The organism is Patulibacter americanus DSM 16676, assembly GCF_000420025.1.
Taxonomy (GTDB): Bacteria; Actinomycetota; Thermoleophilia; order Solirubrobacterales; family Solirubrobacteraceae; genus Patulibacter; species Patulibacter americanus.
Genome location: NZ_ATUD01000013.1, coordinates 78,611 through 93,716 on the forward strand (window position 1 = coordinate 78,611; position 15,106 = coordinate 93,716).

Annotated in this window: 17 protein-coding genes and 1 tRNA gene; 11 read left to right on the forward strand and 7 right to left on the reverse strand. The window is 73.0% G+C overall.

Translation table 11 applies throughout. The annotated features are described in order from the left end of the window. Positions 1 to 193: 193 nt before the first annotated feature. The 4 genes from F593_RS0117835 to dnaA form a co-directional block, all read right to left on the reverse strand. Positions 194 to 547 (reverse strand): DciA family protein, encoded by a 354-nt coding sequence (locus tag F593_RS0117835; RefSeq protein WP_022930107.1) that lies wholly within the window; start codon positions 545 to 547, stop codon positions 194 to 196. After that, positions 544 to 1,689 (reverse strand): DNA replication/repair protein RecF, encoded by a 1,146-nt coding sequence (gene recF / locus F593_RS26360; RefSeq protein WP_084630170.1) that lies wholly within the window; start codon positions 1,687 to 1,689, stop codon positions 544 to 546. The genes F593_RS0117835 and recF overlap by 4 nt, the downstream gene beginning before the upstream one ends. Before the next feature lie 9 nt (positions 1,690 to 1,698). Further along, entirely contained in the window at positions 1,699 to 2,808 is a 1,110-nt protein-coding gene (gene dnaN, locus F593_RS0117845; protein ID WP_022930109.1) for a DNA polymerase III subunit beta, read from the reverse strand. Between the two features lie 142 nt (positions 2,809 to 2,950). Beyond that, positions 2,951 to 4,426: a chromosomal replication initiator protein DnaA gene (gene dnaA, locus F593_RS26365; protein WP_022930110.1), complete on the reverse strand. Its 1,476-nt coding sequence runs from the start codon at positions 4,424 to 4,426 to the stop codon at positions 2,951 to 2,953. A gap of 333 nt (positions 4,427 to 4,759) precedes the next feature. Between dnaA and rpmH the strand changes: the two genes are divergently transcribed. The 6 genes from rpmH to F593_RS26385 are packed head-to-tail and all read left to right on the forward strand — an operon-like array spanning position 4,760 to position 7,792. After that, positions 4,760 to 4,894 carry a 50S ribosomal protein L34 gene (gene rpmH / locus F593_RS0117855; protein WP_022930111.1) on the forward strand — a complete coding sequence of 45 codons (135 nt, stop codon included), beginning with the start codon at positions 4,760 to 4,762 and terminating at the stop codon, positions 4,892 to 4,894. A 3-nt stretch (positions 4,895 to 4,897) separates the two neighbouring features. Next, complete coding sequence (rnpA, locus tag F593_RS26370; protein ID WP_022930112.1) at positions 4,898 to 5,311, forward strand: ribonuclease P protein component; 414 nt, start codon at positions 4,898 to 4,900, stop codon at positions 5,309 to 5,311. 3 nt (positions 5,312 to 5,314) lie between these two features. Continuing rightward, a complete protein-coding gene (yidD, locus tag F593_RS0117865; protein ID WP_022930113.1) occupies positions 5,315 to 5,575 on the forward strand; it encodes a membrane protein insertion efficiency factor YidD in 261 nt (86 codons plus the stop codon). A gap of 9 nt (positions 5,576 to 5,584) precedes the next feature. Further along, positions 5,585 to 6,535: a YidC/Oxa1 family membrane protein insertase gene (locus tag F593_RS28755; RefSeq protein ID WP_022930114.1), complete on the forward strand. Its 951-nt coding sequence runs from the start codon at positions 5,585 to 5,587 to the stop codon at positions 6,533 to 6,535. A 2-nt stretch (positions 6,536 to 6,537) separates the two neighbouring features. Further along, a complete protein-coding gene (locus tag F593_RS26380; RefSeq protein WP_022930115.1) occupies positions 6,538 to 7,017 on the forward strand; it encodes a Jag family protein in 480 nt (159 codons plus the stop codon). 52 nt (positions 7,018 to 7,069) lie between these two features. Next, entirely contained in the window at positions 7,070 to 7,792 is a 723-nt protein-coding gene (locus tag F593_RS26385) for a 16S rRNA (guanine(527)-N(7))-methyltransferase RsmG (protein ID WP_022930116.1), read from the forward strand. Between the two features lie 156 nt (positions 7,793 to 7,948). Here F593_RS26385 and F593_RS0117885 read toward each other — a convergent pair whose 3' ends face one another. Next, positions 7,949 to 8,350: a YybH family protein gene (locus F593_RS0117885; RefSeq protein ID WP_022930117.1), complete on the reverse strand. Its 402-nt coding sequence runs from the start codon at positions 8,348 to 8,350 to the stop codon at positions 7,949 to 7,951. A 1,108-nt stretch (positions 8,351 to 9,458) separates the two neighbouring features. On the opposite strand from F593_RS0117885, the gene F593_RS0117890 reads away from it, so the two are divergent. The 5 genes from F593_RS0117890 to F593_RS0117910 all read left to right on the forward strand — a co-directional run bounded on the left by F593_RS0117890 (position 9,459) and on the right by F593_RS0117910 (position 12,540). Then, positions 9,459 to 9,830, forward strand: a complete 372-nt coding sequence (locus F593_RS0117890) for a hypothetical protein (protein WP_022930118.1) — start codon at positions 9,459 to 9,461, stop codon at positions 9,828 to 9,830. A gap of 252 nt (positions 9,831 to 10,082) precedes the next feature. Next, entirely contained in the window at positions 10,083 to 10,841 is a 759-nt protein-coding gene (locus F593_RS0117895; RefSeq protein ID WP_022930119.1) for a ParA family protein, read from the forward strand. A gap of 16 nt (positions 10,842 to 10,857) precedes the next feature. Further along, positions 10,858 to 11,712, forward strand: coding sequence for a ParB/RepB/Spo0J family partition protein (locus F593_RS26390; protein ID WP_033208165.1), 855 nt, complete (start codon positions 10,858 to 10,860; stop codon positions 11,710 to 11,712). Between the two features lie 82 nt (positions 11,713 to 11,794). After that, a tRNA-Ile gene (locus tag F593_RS0117905) sits at positions 11,795 to 11,868 on the forward strand. Between the two features lie 192 nt (positions 11,869 to 12,060). After that, positions 12,061 to 12,540 (forward strand): bifunctional nuclease family protein, encoded by a 480-nt coding sequence (locus F593_RS0117910; protein ID WP_245540821.1) that lies wholly within the window; start codon positions 12,061 to 12,063, stop codon positions 12,538 to 12,540. 44 nt (positions 12,541 to 12,584) lie between these two features. On the opposite strand, the gene F593_RS0117915 is transcribed toward F593_RS0117910, so the two are convergent. Both F593_RS0117915 and F593_RS0117920 read right to left on the reverse strand, forming a co-directional pair. After that, positions 12,585 to 13,526, reverse strand: coding sequence for a D-alanine--D-alanine ligase family protein (locus F593_RS0117915; protein WP_022930122.1), 942 nt, complete (start codon positions 13,524 to 13,526; stop codon positions 12,585 to 12,587). Beyond that, a complete protein-coding gene (locus tag F593_RS0117920) occupies positions 13,526 to 15,091 on the reverse strand; it encodes an aminotransferase-like domain-containing protein (protein WP_022930123.1) in 1,566 nt (521 codons plus the stop codon). The genes F593_RS0117915 and F593_RS0117920 overlap by 1 nt, the downstream gene beginning before the upstream one ends. Positions 15,092 to 15,106 lie beyond the last annotated feature (15 nt).

The window sequence follows — 15,106 nt, forward strand, 5'->3', positions numbered from 1 at the left end:
GCCTCCGTGCAGCAGAAACGCCTCGGTCCCGGGGCCCAACGGGTCGGGACGAGGCGCACCGAGCGAATCCCTCAGAGGGTACCACAGGGGCCCCCCTGAATCCCAGTCCCCGCGGGGTGAAATCAGGCCTTCAGGCGCCCGTGGAGGCCGTTCTGGCGGCCGGGGCCGGAGATGGCCGCTACCCCCCCGGGTGTCATCGGCGGCGCGGGCGGCTCGCGCCGCGCACGCCGCCGGAGGCCCCCGCTCGGGCCCGGATCCCCGTCACGTCGGTCACGCCGGCGTCCCGCAGACGGGTCAGGAGCGAGGACTCGAGCAGCTGCAGCTCGTGGGCCCAGGTGGCGTCGGAGCAGGCTACGTGGAGGGTCCCGTCCGTCAGCGCGACGGGCGTACCGGCCCCCGCGATCGCCGGCCCGACGGCCGCCGACCACGCGCGCTGCATCCGCGCCAGGCCGACGTCGCCCGTGTCCTCCGGGGCGATGTCGTCGAGCAGCGACTCGAGCCCGGCGGCCGCGGAGTGCGGGGTGGAACGGCGGCGTCCCCGGCTCATGCCGCCGCCTCCGGGGTCCGCTCCGACGCGACCCGCGTGGCCTGCGCCGACCCCGGGGTGACGTCGATCGCGCCGACCTCCGGGTCGTCGGCCCCCGGGACGTGCGAGGCCTCGGTCACGGTCACCAAGGCCTGGCCGCGCTCCCGGATCACGGCGACGAGTCGGGCCCGCCGGTCCGCGTCGAGCTCGCTCATCACGTCGTCGAGCAGCAGCACGGGGCGCTGGCCGGCGGCCTCCTCGATCACGTCGGCCTCGCCGAGCAGCAGGGCGAGGAGCGAGAGTCGCTGCTCCCCCTGCGAGCCGAACCGGGTGATCAGGCGTCCGTCGCGGCGGACGGCGAGGTCGTCGCGGTGCGGTCCGTGGTGGGTGAACCCGCGGTCCAGGTCCCCGGCGTGGCGCTCCGCCAACGCAGCGACGACCTCGTCGGGGTCCTCCGCCGAGCGCGGGCGGTACGCGATTTCGAGCTCGCCGCTCAGGCCGAGCTGCGCGGCCCGGGCGTTCACGGCCGGCTTGATGGCCTCGGCCGTCTCGCGACGCGCCGTCGTCAGGGCCGCAGCCGCGCCGGCGAGCGTGCGGTCCCACGGGGCGAGCTCCTCGGCCGCGCGGCCGACGTCCGTCCCCCGGGCCTTCAGCGAGGAGAGCAGGGCGTTGCGCTGCCGCAGCGCCTCGTGGAACCCTCGCCGCAGCGGACCGGACGACGGCCGCAGCACGCCCAGCAGGCCGTCCAGGTGCGAGCGCCGCAGCGCCGGTCCGCCCTTCACGAGCACCATCCGGTCGGGGAGGAAGACGCTCATCCGTGGCCGTCCCGGGTGCTCGAGCAGCCCGTCGACGGGGTTGCCGTCCACCCGCAACCGCCGGCGGTCGCCCGGGTGGACGCCGACGGAGAACACGCTCGGCCCGACCGCCGTCTGCACGGTGGCCCCGACGTGTCCCGCCTCCGCGCCGCGCCGGACGAGGTCCTGGTCGCTCGCCTGCCGGAACGACCGCCCGGTGCACGCCAGGTAGGCGGCCTCGAGCAGGTTCGTCTTCCCGGCCCCGTTCGGGCCGGCGACGACGGTCAGCCCGGGCCCCAGCTCGACGTCCGCCTCGACGTAGGTCCGCAGGTCGCGGACGCGCAGCCGCGAGAGGTGCGAGGCGGACAGCGGAGCCCTCTAGGAGTTCAGGCGGATGGGCATGATCAGGTAGAGGAACCCCTGATCGTCCGTCGTCTGCAGCAGGCCGGGACGGATCGGGCTCGTCAGGCGCAGCAGCACCTCGTCGCCGTCGATCGTGTCGAGACCGTCGCGGAGGTACTCCGGGTTGAACCCGATCGCGAACGCCTCGCCGTGGAACGGGACGGGCAGGGCCTCGCGGGCCTCACCGACGTCCTGCGTCTGGGCCGAGACGACGAGCTCGCCCTCGGAGAAGGCGAGGCTGAGCGCCGCGGCCTTCTGGGCGAGCAGCGAGACGCGCGAGACGACCTCGCGCAGCTCGGCGGTCGAGACGCGCAGCTCGTGGTCGAACGTCTCCGGGATCAGCGAGCGGTACTGCGGGAACGTGCCGTCGACGAGCCGCGAGGACAGCACGTGCTCGCCGATCGTGAACAGGACCTGGTTCTCGCCGCGGGCCACCGTGAGGGTCTCCGCCCCGCTGGCGGGCACCAGGCGCTCCAGCTCCTGCATCACGCGGGCCGGCACGTTGGCCTCGAACGAGCCCTCGAGCGGGGTGGCGAGCGTCGTCTTCTTCTCCGAGAGGCGGTACGAGTCCGTCGCGACCATGGTGAGGACCTCGCCCTCGGCGCGCACCAGCACGCAGGCCAGCAGCGGCCGGGTGTCGTCCTTCGCGGCGGAGCGCACGACCTTGCCCGTCGTCTGCACGAACGCCGCGGCGTCGACCTCGACGCCTTCGACGCCCGTCGGCTCGGGCAGCGGCGGGAAGTCCTCGCCGCGGAGCGTCCGCAGGTGGAAGACGGCCGAGCCGGCCGTCACCTCGACGTCCTGCTCCTCCGTCCGCAGCTCGAGCGTCAGCCGCGGGCCCGGCGCCTGCCGGGTGATGTCGAGGAGCAGTCGTGCGGGCAGCACGATCGTCCCCGGACGCTCGACGTCGCCTTCGAGCTTGATGCGCAGTCCGACCTGGAGGTCCGTCGCCCGCAGCTCGATGCCGTCGCCGGTGGCGGCGATCTGAACTCCCGAGAGCGTCGGGTTCGCGAGTCGCCCCGACGCGATGCGGCTGAGCGACTGCAGATGACCGAGCAGGTCCTGTGCGGCGGTGTGCAGTTTCACCTTGGAGTCCTCAGGAGAGAAGAGTTATCAGGAGTCGTAGGAAGGCCTGTGCGTCCTGTGGAGCCGGTCGCCGAGAGCCCGGATCGCCCGTGTCCACGGGGTCTCGGGCGCAGCGTCCACGCACAGGCCGCTGTGCAGTCTGTCAGTCGCGGCGGTCGGTCTGTGGACCGTGCTCGCCGGAGGCGTCCGCGCCGTGCACAGTCCGGAGCCGCGAACGCACACGTGCGAGGTCGACCTGTGCGGCCGGATCGCGGTCGATGGCCTCCCCCACGCTGCGCACAGCGGTCATCACCGTGGTGTGGTTGCGGCCGCCGAAGTCGCGTCCCAGGGTCGGGTACGAGGCACCCGTCTCCTCGCGCGCGAGATACATGGCGAGCTTGCGGGCCCAGGCCAGGCGCTTGTCGCTGCGGCGGGAGATGAGGTCCTCCTCGGACACGTCGAACGTCTGCGCGATGGCCCGGAGGACGTGCGGGACGGTGACGGGGCCGAGCGCCGGCTCGTCGATCCGCTGCCCGGGCGTGTGCGTACGGCCGGGGTACAGCGAGCCCAGGACCTCCTGGGTCAGGCCGGCGGTCACGGGGCGGTCGGTCAGCGAGGCGTAGGCGACGACGCGGACCAGGGCGGCCTCGACGGCACGCACGCTGGAGGACACGTGGCGGGCGATCTCCTCAAGCGCGGCGGGCTCGGCGAGGTCGATCGTCTGGCCGGTGATCCGCTTGCGCAGGACCATCAGGCGCGTGGCCAGGTCGGGCGGCTCGACCTCGGCGGCGAGGCCGGAGGCGAAGCGGTCGCGCAGGCGCTGCTCGAGCTGCTCCATGTCGTGCGGGAGCCGGTCGGCGGTCAGCACGACCTGGGCGCCGGCCTCGTGCAGGGCGTTGAAGGTGTGGAAGAACTCCTCCTCCGTCGCCTTCTTCGCCATGAGGAACTGCACGTCGTCGACGAGCAGCAGGTCGAGCTCGCGGTAGCGCTCCTTGAACGCCTCGATGCCCTTCGAGCGCAGGGCGCCCGTGAACTCCGAGGTGAACGTCTCCGCGGTGCAGTAGCGGACGCGCAGCCCGTGGTGGTGCTGGCGTGCGTACTGCCCGATGGCGTGGAGCAGGTGCGTCTTGCCCGTGCCCGGCGGTCCGTAGAGGAACAGCGGGTTGTAGGCGACGCCCGGGTTCTCGGCGACCGTGAGCGCCGCGGCGTGGGCGAACCGGTTGGACGGGCCGAGGACGAACTCCTCGAAGCGGAAGCGGGGCGTGAAGGGGCGCTCGGCCGGGAGACTGTCCGCGCCGGTGGGCGGGAGGCCGCGACCCTGGCCGGCACCGGCCCCGGCGGACGCGCCCCGCGGGCCGCCCGGCGCGGGGGCGGCGTCGATCCGCGGGCCGTCCGGCGCCGCCAGGGCGACCTCGAGGGGGCGCTGCATGACCCGGGTGGCGCTCGCGCTGAGCACGGGCACCAGGCGGGACTCGATCCAGGTGCGCGCGTGGTCGGGCGCATGGACCCACAGCTTGTGCCCGTCGGTGGAGACGGGCTTCAGGACGGAGAGCCAGGTGTCCCACGCGCCGTCGCCGATGCGGTGACGGGCGTCCTCGATGATGGCGCTCCAGGCGCGGTCGAGGTCGGTGGGATTCACGGGCAGACGGAAGCGGCCGCTCGGCGAGCGGCGAGAGTTGTACGACGGGGACCGTGCTGGAGGTCCGGAGGGGCCAGCGCCAGGGGCGTCGGCGAGCCGCGAATATACCAGCGGCGTCCGGCCTCGCACGGCCCGTCGACGGCCGTCCGAGCGGAGTTCCCGGAAAGAGCGGGAACATCGACCGGTGGCCCGGCGCGTTGCCGTCCGGGGGGTGCAGTACGGGCACGCAGCCTGCCCGGGCCAGGGTCGCTAGACTGCCCACTCCGTGCCCGCGTCGCGGCAGGTGGTTCTGCCTGCCGCCGACCGGCGCCCCACGACTCGAGCTCTGACGATATGAAGCGCACCTACCAGCCGAAGAAGCGCAAGCGCGCCCGCACCCACGGCTTCCGTGAGCGGATGTCCACCAAGGCCGGCCGCGAGGTCCTCAAGCGCCGTCGCGCCAAGGGCCGCCACAAGCTGACCGTCTGAGTCATGGCTGATCCCCGTCCGGCCGCTCCGCGGTCGAAGCGGGGTCGCCTGACCCGCAGCGCCGACTTCGAGCGCGTCTTCCGCAAGGGGCGCTCGTTCGGCAACCGCCACCTGGTGCTGCACCTCTTCCCGCAGGACGGTCCCGACGAAGCGCGGGACCCGCGGGTCGGCCTGAGCGTCTCCCGCCGCGTCGGTGGCGCGGTCGAGCGCAACCTCGTGAAGCGCCTCCTGCGGGAGGCCTTCACCGAGCACGTCGGCCGGTTCCCCACCTCCGTCGACCTGGTGATCGTCGCGCGCCCCGATGCGCGCGAGCTCGCCGAGCGCGAGGGTCTGGCCGGCATCGCCGCGGCCCTCCGCGAGCTGGTCGACAAGGCCGTGCCGGTGGCCACACCCGGCGCCGACGCCGAGGCGCGCTGAGCGGTGCATCCGCTCCGCTCGGCGGTCATCGCGCCGATCCGCCTCTACCAGCGCCTGATCTCCCCCGCGCTGCCGCGCTCGTGCAAGTACGAGCCGACCTGCAGCCACTACGCCGTCGATGCCGTGCGCACCGAGGGTGTCCTCCGCGGGCTCGTGCTCGCGACCTGGCGCATCCTCAGGTGCAACCCCTGGAGCCACGGCGGCTACGATCCCGTGTCGGCCCAGAGGCTGTTCCGCTCTCGCCGTTCCTCACCTGACTCCTGAACGAGTTCCATGCCCTCAGCCGTCATCGCTCCGATCCAGTGGCTCATCGAGCTCTTCCTGCCGATCCTGGAGTTCTTCCATGAGATCGGGCTGCCTTGGGGCGTCGCGATCATCGTCCTCACGATCTGCCTGCGCCTGGCGGTGCTGCCGCTGAGCGTGAAGTCCTTCAAGTCCATGCGGGGGCTCCAGGCGATCGCCCCGCAGATGAAGGCCCTGCAGGCGAAGTACAAGGACGACCGCCCACGTCTCCAGCAGGAGACGATGAAGCTGTACTCGCAGCACAAGGTCAACCCGTTCGGCTCCTGCCTGCCGATCGTGGTCCAGATCCCGTTCCTGATCAGCTTCTACTACATGCTGCGCACGGATCTGAAGTTCGAGATCTGTGGTGGCGGACGTGACCTGGGGCTGCCGCACGACGTCGGCTGTGGCCAGGTGCCGAACCCGCCCGGGGACTTCATCTACAACGCGCAGACGTTCACCTCGGACATCGCCGGCAAGACGCTCGGCGGCTTCGGCGAGACGTTCCTCGGGATGCACGACATCACGGCCGTCGCCACGGGTGGCCTGCTCATCCTGCTGCTGGTGCTCTACGTCGGCTCGCAGATGGCCTCGTCGCTGGTGAACATGCCCCCGACGGCCGACAAGAACCAGAAGCGCCTGATGCTCGCGCTGCCCCTGGTCTTCGTCTTCTTCCTCATCCCGATCAAGCCGCCGGCCGGTCTGTTCCTCTACTGGATCACGACCAACGTCTTCACGCTCGTCCAGCAGTGGGGCCTGATCCAGGTCTACGGCCACGTCAAGCCGGTCGAGGTCCCGGAGGACGAGCCGGAGGAGCCCAAGAAGGGTTCCCGCTCGTCTGGCAGCGGCAAGGCCTCCGGTGGCGCCGCCACCGCCACCGGTGCCACCCCGCCCCCGCCGCCCCGCAAGCGCAAGCGCAAGCGCTCCGGCCGGAGGCGCTAGAGATGCCCGACAAGGACGAGACCGGGCAGCTCATCGCGACCGAGGTCGGCACCCTCGTGGGCCGCGTCGCCGCGGCCATCGAGGCCGGCGACGAGGTCGAGGTCACCCGCGCCGGGACCCGCATCACGGCCACCCTGCAGGGCGATCAGGTCGCGCCCTTCATCGGGCGCCACGGCCACGTCATCGACGCGGTGCAGCACCTCGCCACCCGCATCGCCGCCAAGCATGCGCCGGGCGGGGACTGGGTCGTCACCGTCGACGCCGGCGACTACCGCACGCGTCGCGCCTCGATCCTCGAGCGCATCGCGGACGAGGCCGCCGAGCGCGCGCTGCGCACGAGCGAGCCGGTCGCGCTGGACCCGATGACGGCCAGCGAGCGCCGGTTCGTGCACGAGCGGCTCCGCGACCGCGGCGACGTCGACACGCACAGCGAGGGCGACGAGCCCGAGCGGCACCTCGTCGTCACCCGCCCCACGGCGTGACGGCCACCGCCGTCCCGGCCATCGGGGGCCCCTCCTCGGGCGGGGCCGCACGGTGAGCGCGGTACCCCGCTTCTCCCCCGCCGTCGAGGATCGGCTCGAGGCCCTGGGCGCCGAGTACGCGTTCGACGGTCGGGCGCTCGACGCGCTGCGGGTCCTGCTGGACGTCTACGCGACGGACGAGCACGCCGCGACGACGGTGCGCGAGCCCGAGATCGCCATCGACCGGCACGTCGCCGATGGCCTCACCGGTCTGCTGGTGCCTGCCGTCGCCCGCGCCGGCAGCATCGTCGACATCGGCACGGGCGCCGGCGTGCCCTCCCTGGTGTTGGCCGCCGCCCGGCCGGAGTGCGAGGTCGTGGCCCTCGACACCGTCGGCAAGAAGGTGACCTGGGTCATGGCCTGCGCCGAGCGCATGGGGCTCAGGAACCTGACCGGCGTCCACGCGCGCGCCGAGGCGTGGCCCGAGGGCCTCGGCCGCTTCGACGTCGTCACCGCCCGTGCCGTCGCCCAGCTCGGCGTGCTCATCGAGTACGCCGCGCCCCTCCTCGCTCCCGGCGGCCGCCTGGTGGCCTGGAAGGGCTCCATCGAGGGCGATGAGGAGACGGTCGCCCGCTCCGTCGCCAAGAAGATGCGGATGTCGCCCCCGGAGCGCATCGCCGTGCAGCCGTGGCCCGACGCCCGCGACACCCAGCTCGTCGTGCACGTCAAGAGCGGCCCGACACCGAAGGGCTACCCCCGGCAGCCCGGGGCCGCGCTGCGCAAGCCGCTGCGGTAGGCCGGCGCGCGGGGCTGGCCCGGAGGCGGCGCGGGCTGGTCCTGACGCAGCGCGCCACGTTGGACGAGCGCGAAGGCGAGAGTCCGGTCGGTCGGGGGACGCGGTTCGGCGCCCCACGGGGTCAGGTGGCTCGGCGCACAGGACGGCGCGGGCGGGTCAGCCCGCGTCGAGGGGGAACGAGTGGTGTTCGTGGTGGACGGTCCACCGGTCCCCCGACTTGCGGAGTCCCAGGGTGACGCGCAGCCGCTTCTCCGGCCGCACCGTGCGGCCTTCGGGCGTGTCGCACCGCAGCAGGATCCAGGCGAAGGCGACGTCCGCACCGGCGGTCACATGCGCCTCCACGATCTCGAAGCTGCCGCCCGCGGCCTGCCAGGAGAAGAAGCCGGGCCATGCGGCCCGGTAGGCGTCGATCCCGCGGACGCCCTCGTGAGGCGGTGGGACGTCGAGCATGACGATGTCGTCGGCCCGGTCCGCCACGACCGTGGCGAGGTCGCCGCTGTGGACCGCGGCGGCCCACCGCACGATGCCGGCGTGGATGGCGGTCTCGTCGTCGTTCATGAAGGCAGGGACCGTCCGCGGCGATCGGACTCATCGGCGAAGCGCGGGTGGCGATCGACGCAAGATCCCTTGCAGGACGGGGTCGTGAAACAGCAGGCGGGGCGTTGTCGCGCCGGGACGCTGCGTTTCACGTGAAACGGGGGCTGGTCGTGGGTCGGGCGGTGCGGCAGCGGGAGAAGCGGGTGGGGGAGGTTCACTAATCGTGGAACGGGGCGACGCGAGAGTTCACGGGGCTCGGACGACGCTTCTGGGAGGCCCGCCTGGCCGGAGCTGGGCGGCTCGCTCTGCCCCAGCTAGCGCTCCTCTGGCCCGACCGCATCCCTCGGCGCCACCGTCTCGTGACGTCCGGCCGCCGGCTGGCGCAGTCGGTCCGCGTCCACCGCTGGGCGGTGTGGTCCGCGTCCCGGCCTGCCTCTCCCCCTCTCTCCCACGGCGTCTGGGCTCGAGAGCGCTCCGCTCCGGGCCCTGAATGGGCGCCCCCTGACGCAGCCTTGCTCGGCGTCGCGTGCTCCGCCGGCGTCGGCTGCATCCTCGGGCCGAGCGGTGCGTGCCCATGATTGGCCGAGCCGACGCTCGACCGCTTGAGGCGTACGGTCTGAAGCCCTGCCCGGGCTCGGTGACCGACGCCATGCGGTGCACCTAGGCGTCGCCGCGGTCGGGTCGGGCCGCGGCGGCGACCGGGCGAGAGGGGGGGTCTGTGGAGTCGTCGATCCATCCAGGCCGGGCGCGCCGGGTGTTCCAGCCGGCTCTGGGGAACAGGCACGGCAACCACCCCACGAGCGGTCGGGCCGCTGGTTCGGGGGGCGACATGGAAGGGAGTGGTCCCGGTTTCGCCGGCAGGTCGGCCACCGCACGAGGAGGGCGTCGGAACGACCGCGGGCCGGTCGTCGTTACGGGGGACAGTGCGGCACCGCACGGCCGTCACGACACCGCGGATGCTGATCCGGTGCATCCCTGACTGCAGCGCCGCGGCGCCGTCGGCTGCGGGACATCGGGGCACGCGAGCCTCGGGAGGATGTCGCGACGGCGGAGGGCGAACGCTGGCCTTGGGCTGCTGCGTTTCACGTGAAACGCGTTTGGTGGACTTGGGCGAGGGCAACGGGCGGCCATGCACCAGCCCATCAAGGTCGCCAGCCACGGCGTGATCGACTACGGACTGTTCGCCGCTGCGGTCGCTGGCCCGCGATTGCTTGGTCTCACCGGTGCCGCTCGCGTCCTCCCGACGGCGTTCGGAGCGACCCAGGGGCTGCTCAACGCGATCACCGATCAGCCGCTCGCGGCCCGGAAGGTCGTACCGTTTCGCAAGCACGGCCAGCTCGAAACGGTCGCCGTTCCGGCCTTCGCGGCGGCCGTAGCCCTGAGCGGGGCGTGGCGCGGGGTGCGGGCCGGCGCGTTCTTGTCGACCATGCTCGCGAGCCTGGCGGCGGTCTACGTTTTGACGGATTGGGACGCGGCGGGCGACGAGCGCCCGGCCGAATAGCGCCGGCCGTCTAGCGCGCGACCGGCCCCGCCGCGCGACCGCGCCCAACAGCGTCGGCCGCAGGAGGCGGAGGGGAGCGCGACCGATCGGCCGGGACGCGGACGACGAGCGATCCGGGCGGGGCCCGGGGGTGGCGCGTAGCTCGGACGGGGTGCCACCGGTGTTCCGGCTCGCAACGGATGTTTCACGTGAAACGCCCAAACGGCGCTTCAATGGGCGGTGCGGACCCCCGCCCGGTACCGTGGGTGGCCCTTGGGCACGATCTACGCCATCGCGAATCAGAAGGGCGGCGTGGGAAAGACCACGACCGCGGTCAACCTCTCCGCCTGCATCGCCGAGGCGGGTTACCCGACGCTCCTCGTGGACGTCGACGCGCAGGCCAACGCCACCGTCGCGCTCGGGGTGGACAAGTACTCCGAGCCGAGCGTCTACGACGTGCTGCGTGGCGACGTGCGTGCGCGCGACGCGATCGTCAAGACCGAGGTCGAGGGCCTGTCGCTGCTCCCCGCGCAGCCCGACCTGGCGGCCGCGACGGTCGAGCTGGCCCGTGAGGCCGGGAGCGACGGGCGGCTGCGCGACGCGCTCGAAGAGGTCCGCGAGGACTACCGGTACATCCTCCTCGACTGCCCGCCGTCGCTCGGGCCGCTGACGATCAACGCGCTCGTCGCCGCCGACCGGGTCATCGTGCCGGTGCAGGCGGAGTACTTCGCGCTCGAGGGTCTCGCCGGGCTGCTCGACACGCTGGGCCTGATCCAGCGCCGGCTGAACCCGCGGCTCGCGATCGCCGGGATGCTCCTCACGATGCACGACACCCGCACGCGCCTCGCGCACGACGTGGAGCGCGAGGTGCGCGAGCACTTCCCCGAGCTCGTCTTCGACACGGTCATCCCGCGCAACGTGCGGATCAGCGAGGCGCCGAGCTACGGCATCCCGGTGATCCACCACGACCCACACTCGAACGGGGCGACGGCGTACTTCGACCTCGCGAAGGAGATGGTGGCCCGTGGCTAAGCCGAAGCAGCGGGGAATGGGACGCGGCCTCGCGGCGATCCTGTCCGCCGACGAACAGGGGGAGGGCGCGACGGCGCACCGCGCCGAGCTGCGCACGCTCCCCGTCGAGCTCGTCGTCCCGAACCCGAAGCAGCCGCGGCGGAACTTCGACCAGGACGCCCTGCAGGCCCTGGCCGGCTCCATCGCGGACCGTGGCGTCCTCCAGCCGATCCTCGTCCGGCCGCTGCCCGGCGGCCGCTACGAGCTCGTGGCGGGCGAGCGTCGCTGGCGGGCGACGCAGCTGGCGGGCCTGGGCGAGCTGCCGGCGCTCGTGCAGGAGCGCGACGACGAGACGACGCTCCAGGCGGCGCTCGTCGAGAACATGGCTCGGGCCGACCTCAACCCGATCGAGGAGGCCCGCGCGGTGTCGGCGCTCGTCGACGACATGGGGCTGACGCGCGAGGCCGTGGGCAAGATGGTCGGCCGGTCGCGCGTCGCGATCTCCAACCTGCTGCGGATCCTGGACCTGCCGGACGAGACGCTCGACCTCATCGGCGAGGGCCGGCTGTCCGAAGGTCACGGGCGTGCGCTCCTGCTGGCCGACGGCCACGAGACGCGCCGCGACCTCGGTCGTCAGGCCGCCGACCAGGGCTGGTCCGTGCGGGTGCTCGAGCAGAAGGCCCGCGTCGCGGGCACGGGCAACCGGGCCAAGCGCTCCCGCGAGGTGGCCCCGGCCGACCAGGTCGCCGCGGCGGTCGACCTCAGCGAGCGCCTCGGCAGGGTCATGGGCCACGATGTCGAGGTCAAGCCCAAGGGCGACGGCTTCGCGATCGAGATCCGGCTCCGGGACGCCGGTGCGGCACGCCGTCTGACCGAGCGCCTGGGGGCCTGAATCCCCGTCCCCGCGGGCGATTCGGGCCGATGGGCGACGAGCAGACGCGTCGGCGCGAGGTGCGGTAATCTTCCGCTTCTTCGGGCGATTAGCTCAGTCGGTTAGAGCGCTTCTCTGATAAGGAAGAGGTCCCTGGTTCGAATCCAGGATCGCCCACTCTCGAAGGCCCGCCCCGGCGGGCCTTCGTCGTTCCCGGGCCGCGCCGGCCCCGGGCGCGTCCCACGGTGTCGAGCGGCGAGGCCCGACTCGACGTGGCGCGTCGTCCGCCCTGCCTATACTCGGGGTCTAGGACGCCGTGTCGCCGTTCCGGCCCACAGCACCCACCACGCGGAGCTGAGCATGCAGGAGATGACCATTTACGGCGTGAGCTTCGACATGGTCGGCAAGCAGCCGATCGTGCTCCTGAAGTGCGCCGAGTCCAACCGCTTCCTCCCGATCTGGATCGGGCATCCCGAGGCGGCCGCCATCCTCATGCGGCTGCAGGGCGCCTCGACGCCGCGGCCGATGACGCACGACCTGCTCGTCGACGTGCTCGAGCAGTACGACGTGAAGTGCACCAAGATCACGGTCACCGAGCTGCGGGACAACACCTTCTACGCCACGATCACGCTCGACCAGAACGGCCGTGAGGTCGAGGTCGACTCGCGTCCCTCCGACGCGCTGGCGATCGCCGTCCGCTGCGGCGCGCCGATCTTCGCCGCCGACGAGGTCATCGAGGAGTCTGCGATCGAGTTCGACCGCGGCGCCGAGGAGACGGACGACGTCGTCGACCGCTTCCGCTCCTTCCTAGACCAGGTCTCCCCGGACGACTTCGGCCAGCAGGGCTGAGGGACGGGCCGGCGCTCGGCGCCGGCCCCGGCCGCGCGCCGGTCCTACGCCGGCGAGACCTCGTGCTCCTGGAGCGCGAGGTCCAGGAGCCGGCCGACGAGGTCGTCGAAGCTGATGTCCGCGGCCTCGGCGGCCACGGGCAGGTAGCTCGTGTGGGTCAGGCCGGGCACCGCGTCGACCTCGAGCACGGTGAGGTCGCCTGTGCGGCGGTCCACGAGCAGGTCGACGCGCGCGAAGCCGCGGCAGCCCAGGGCCCGGAACGACCGTAGGGCCAGGGCCTCGGCGGCGCTCGCGGTGGCCGGGTCGAGGTCGGCCGGGCACGTGAACGTGGTCTGGCCGATGGTGTACCGGGCGCTGTAGGGATCGAGGTCGCGCGGGTGGACCTCGACGATCGGCAGGGTCGCGTCGTCGAGGACCGAGATCGACAGGTCGTGGCCGTCGACGTGCTTCTCGAGCAGCACGCGGTCGCCGTACGAGAGGGCGGCCACGAGGGCGCCCGGTGCCTCCTGCGGCTTGCGGACCATCCGCAGGCCCAGCGCGGAGCCCTGGCGCGCCGGCTTGACGACGATCGGGTAGCCGAGCCGCTCGCCGACGGCGTCGAGCGCGTCGGCCGCGCCGAGCTGCTTAAAGGCGGAGCCGGAGACGGAGACGGCGTCCGGGGTGGCGATGCCGGCACCGGCCAGCACGCGCTTGGCGACGACCTTGTCCCAGCACTGCTCGCAGGCGCCGGGGCCCGACCCGGTGTACGGGATGCCGAGGACCTCGAGCAGCTCCTGCACCGTGCCGTCCTCGCCGTCCTCGCCGTGGAGGGCGACGAACGCGACGTCGGGGCGCAGCGACGTCAGCGTCGACACGAGGGCGTGGTCGACGTCGACGCCGTGGACCTCGTGGCCCAGGCGCCGCAGCGACTCCTCGACGCGCTGGGCGGACTGCAGCGAGACCTGGCGCTCGAGGGAGCGCCCGCCCTGGAGGACCGCGACGCGCATCAGCCGTTCCCCCGACGACGGCCGGCGGTGCGCAGGGGGACGATCGAGCCGTCCGTGGCACTGCGCCCGTCCGGGCCCGTGCCGTCGGCCCCCGCTCCGCCAACCCCGCCCGTGCCGGACGCCCCGCCGGAGCCGGCCCGCGTGGACCCGCCCCGGGGTCGCGCCCCGCCCGTGATCGAGGCGTAGAGCTCGAGCTGCTCCGCCACGACGGTGCCGATGCGGCTGATGCCCTCGCGGATGTCGTCCTCGCCGACGCCGGAGAAGTTGATCCGCATGGAGTTGCCGCCGCGTCCGTCGAGGTACGCCCCGCGCCCGGGGACGAAGGCGACGTCGTGCTGCAGCGCGCGGGCGAGCAGGTCGGTCGTGTCGAGGTAGTCGGGCAGCGTGAGCCACACGAACAGGCCGCCCTGCGGGCGCGTCCAGGTCGTGCCGTCGGGCATGTGGCGCGTCAGGGCCTCGAGCATCACGTCGCGGCGCGCGCGGTAGACCTCCGCCTGATGGCGGACGTAGTCGCGCCAGTCGCGCTCGCGGAAGTAGTAGGCGACGAAGAGCTGCGAGAGCGAGGACGAGTTGAGGTCGCTGCCCGCCTTGCCGATCACCATCTTCTGTCGCACCGGCGCGGGAGCCAGCGCCCAGCCGACGCGGATGCCGGGGGAGAGGATCTTCGACAGCGTGCCCGCGTAGATCACGAACCGCCCGCCGTCGAGCGAGAACAGCGTCGGCAGGGGCTCGCCCTCGTAGCGGAGGAGCCCGTACGGGTTGTCCTCCAGCACGAGCAGCTCGCGCTCCTGGGCGATCTGCACCAGGCGTCGGCGGCGCTCGAGCGACATCGTCACGCCGCTCGGGTTCTGGAAGGTGGGGATCGTGTAGATGAACTTCGGGCGGCGGCCCTCGGCCTCGAGGCGGTCGAGCGTCTCCTCGAGCACGTCGATCCGCATGCCGTCCTCGTCGCAGGCGATCTGGACGAGGTCGGCCTCGTAGGCGCTGAAGGTGGGGACGGCGCCGGGGTAGGTCGGGGCCTCGGCGATGATCACGTCGCCGGGGTCGACCAGCGTCTTGCAGACGAGGTCGATGACCTGCTGGCCGCCGGTGGTGACGAGGATCTCGTCGGGGTCGACGACCGTGCCCTCGGCCGCCATCACCTCGGCGAGGCACGGGCGGATCTCGGCCATGCCCTCGGTCGGCGCGTACTGCAGGGCTCGGGCGGAGTCGCGCGCGGCCATGTGAGAGAGGACCTTCGCGAGGTCCTCGGCCGGAAACAGGGTCGTGTCCGCAAGGCCGCCGGCGAGGGAGATGACCTCGGGGCGCTCCGTCAGCGCCATCAGGTCGCGCATGGCGGAGCTCTTCATCACGCGCGTGCGCTTGGCGAACAGCTCGGCGTACCGCTCGCGGTCGCCCATGCCCGGCGCCGAGGGGCGGGGCGCGTCGGCGCCGGGGACGTCGGCCGCGGACGGGTCGGCGGGCGCGTCGCCTGCTGCGGAGGGTCGGGCCGCGTCGGCCGCGCCCGCGGCCGGGACGGATCCCTGGGCCTGCGGGGCGGTCGGGTCCTGGTCCTCTACAGTCATGGCGGACACGGTACT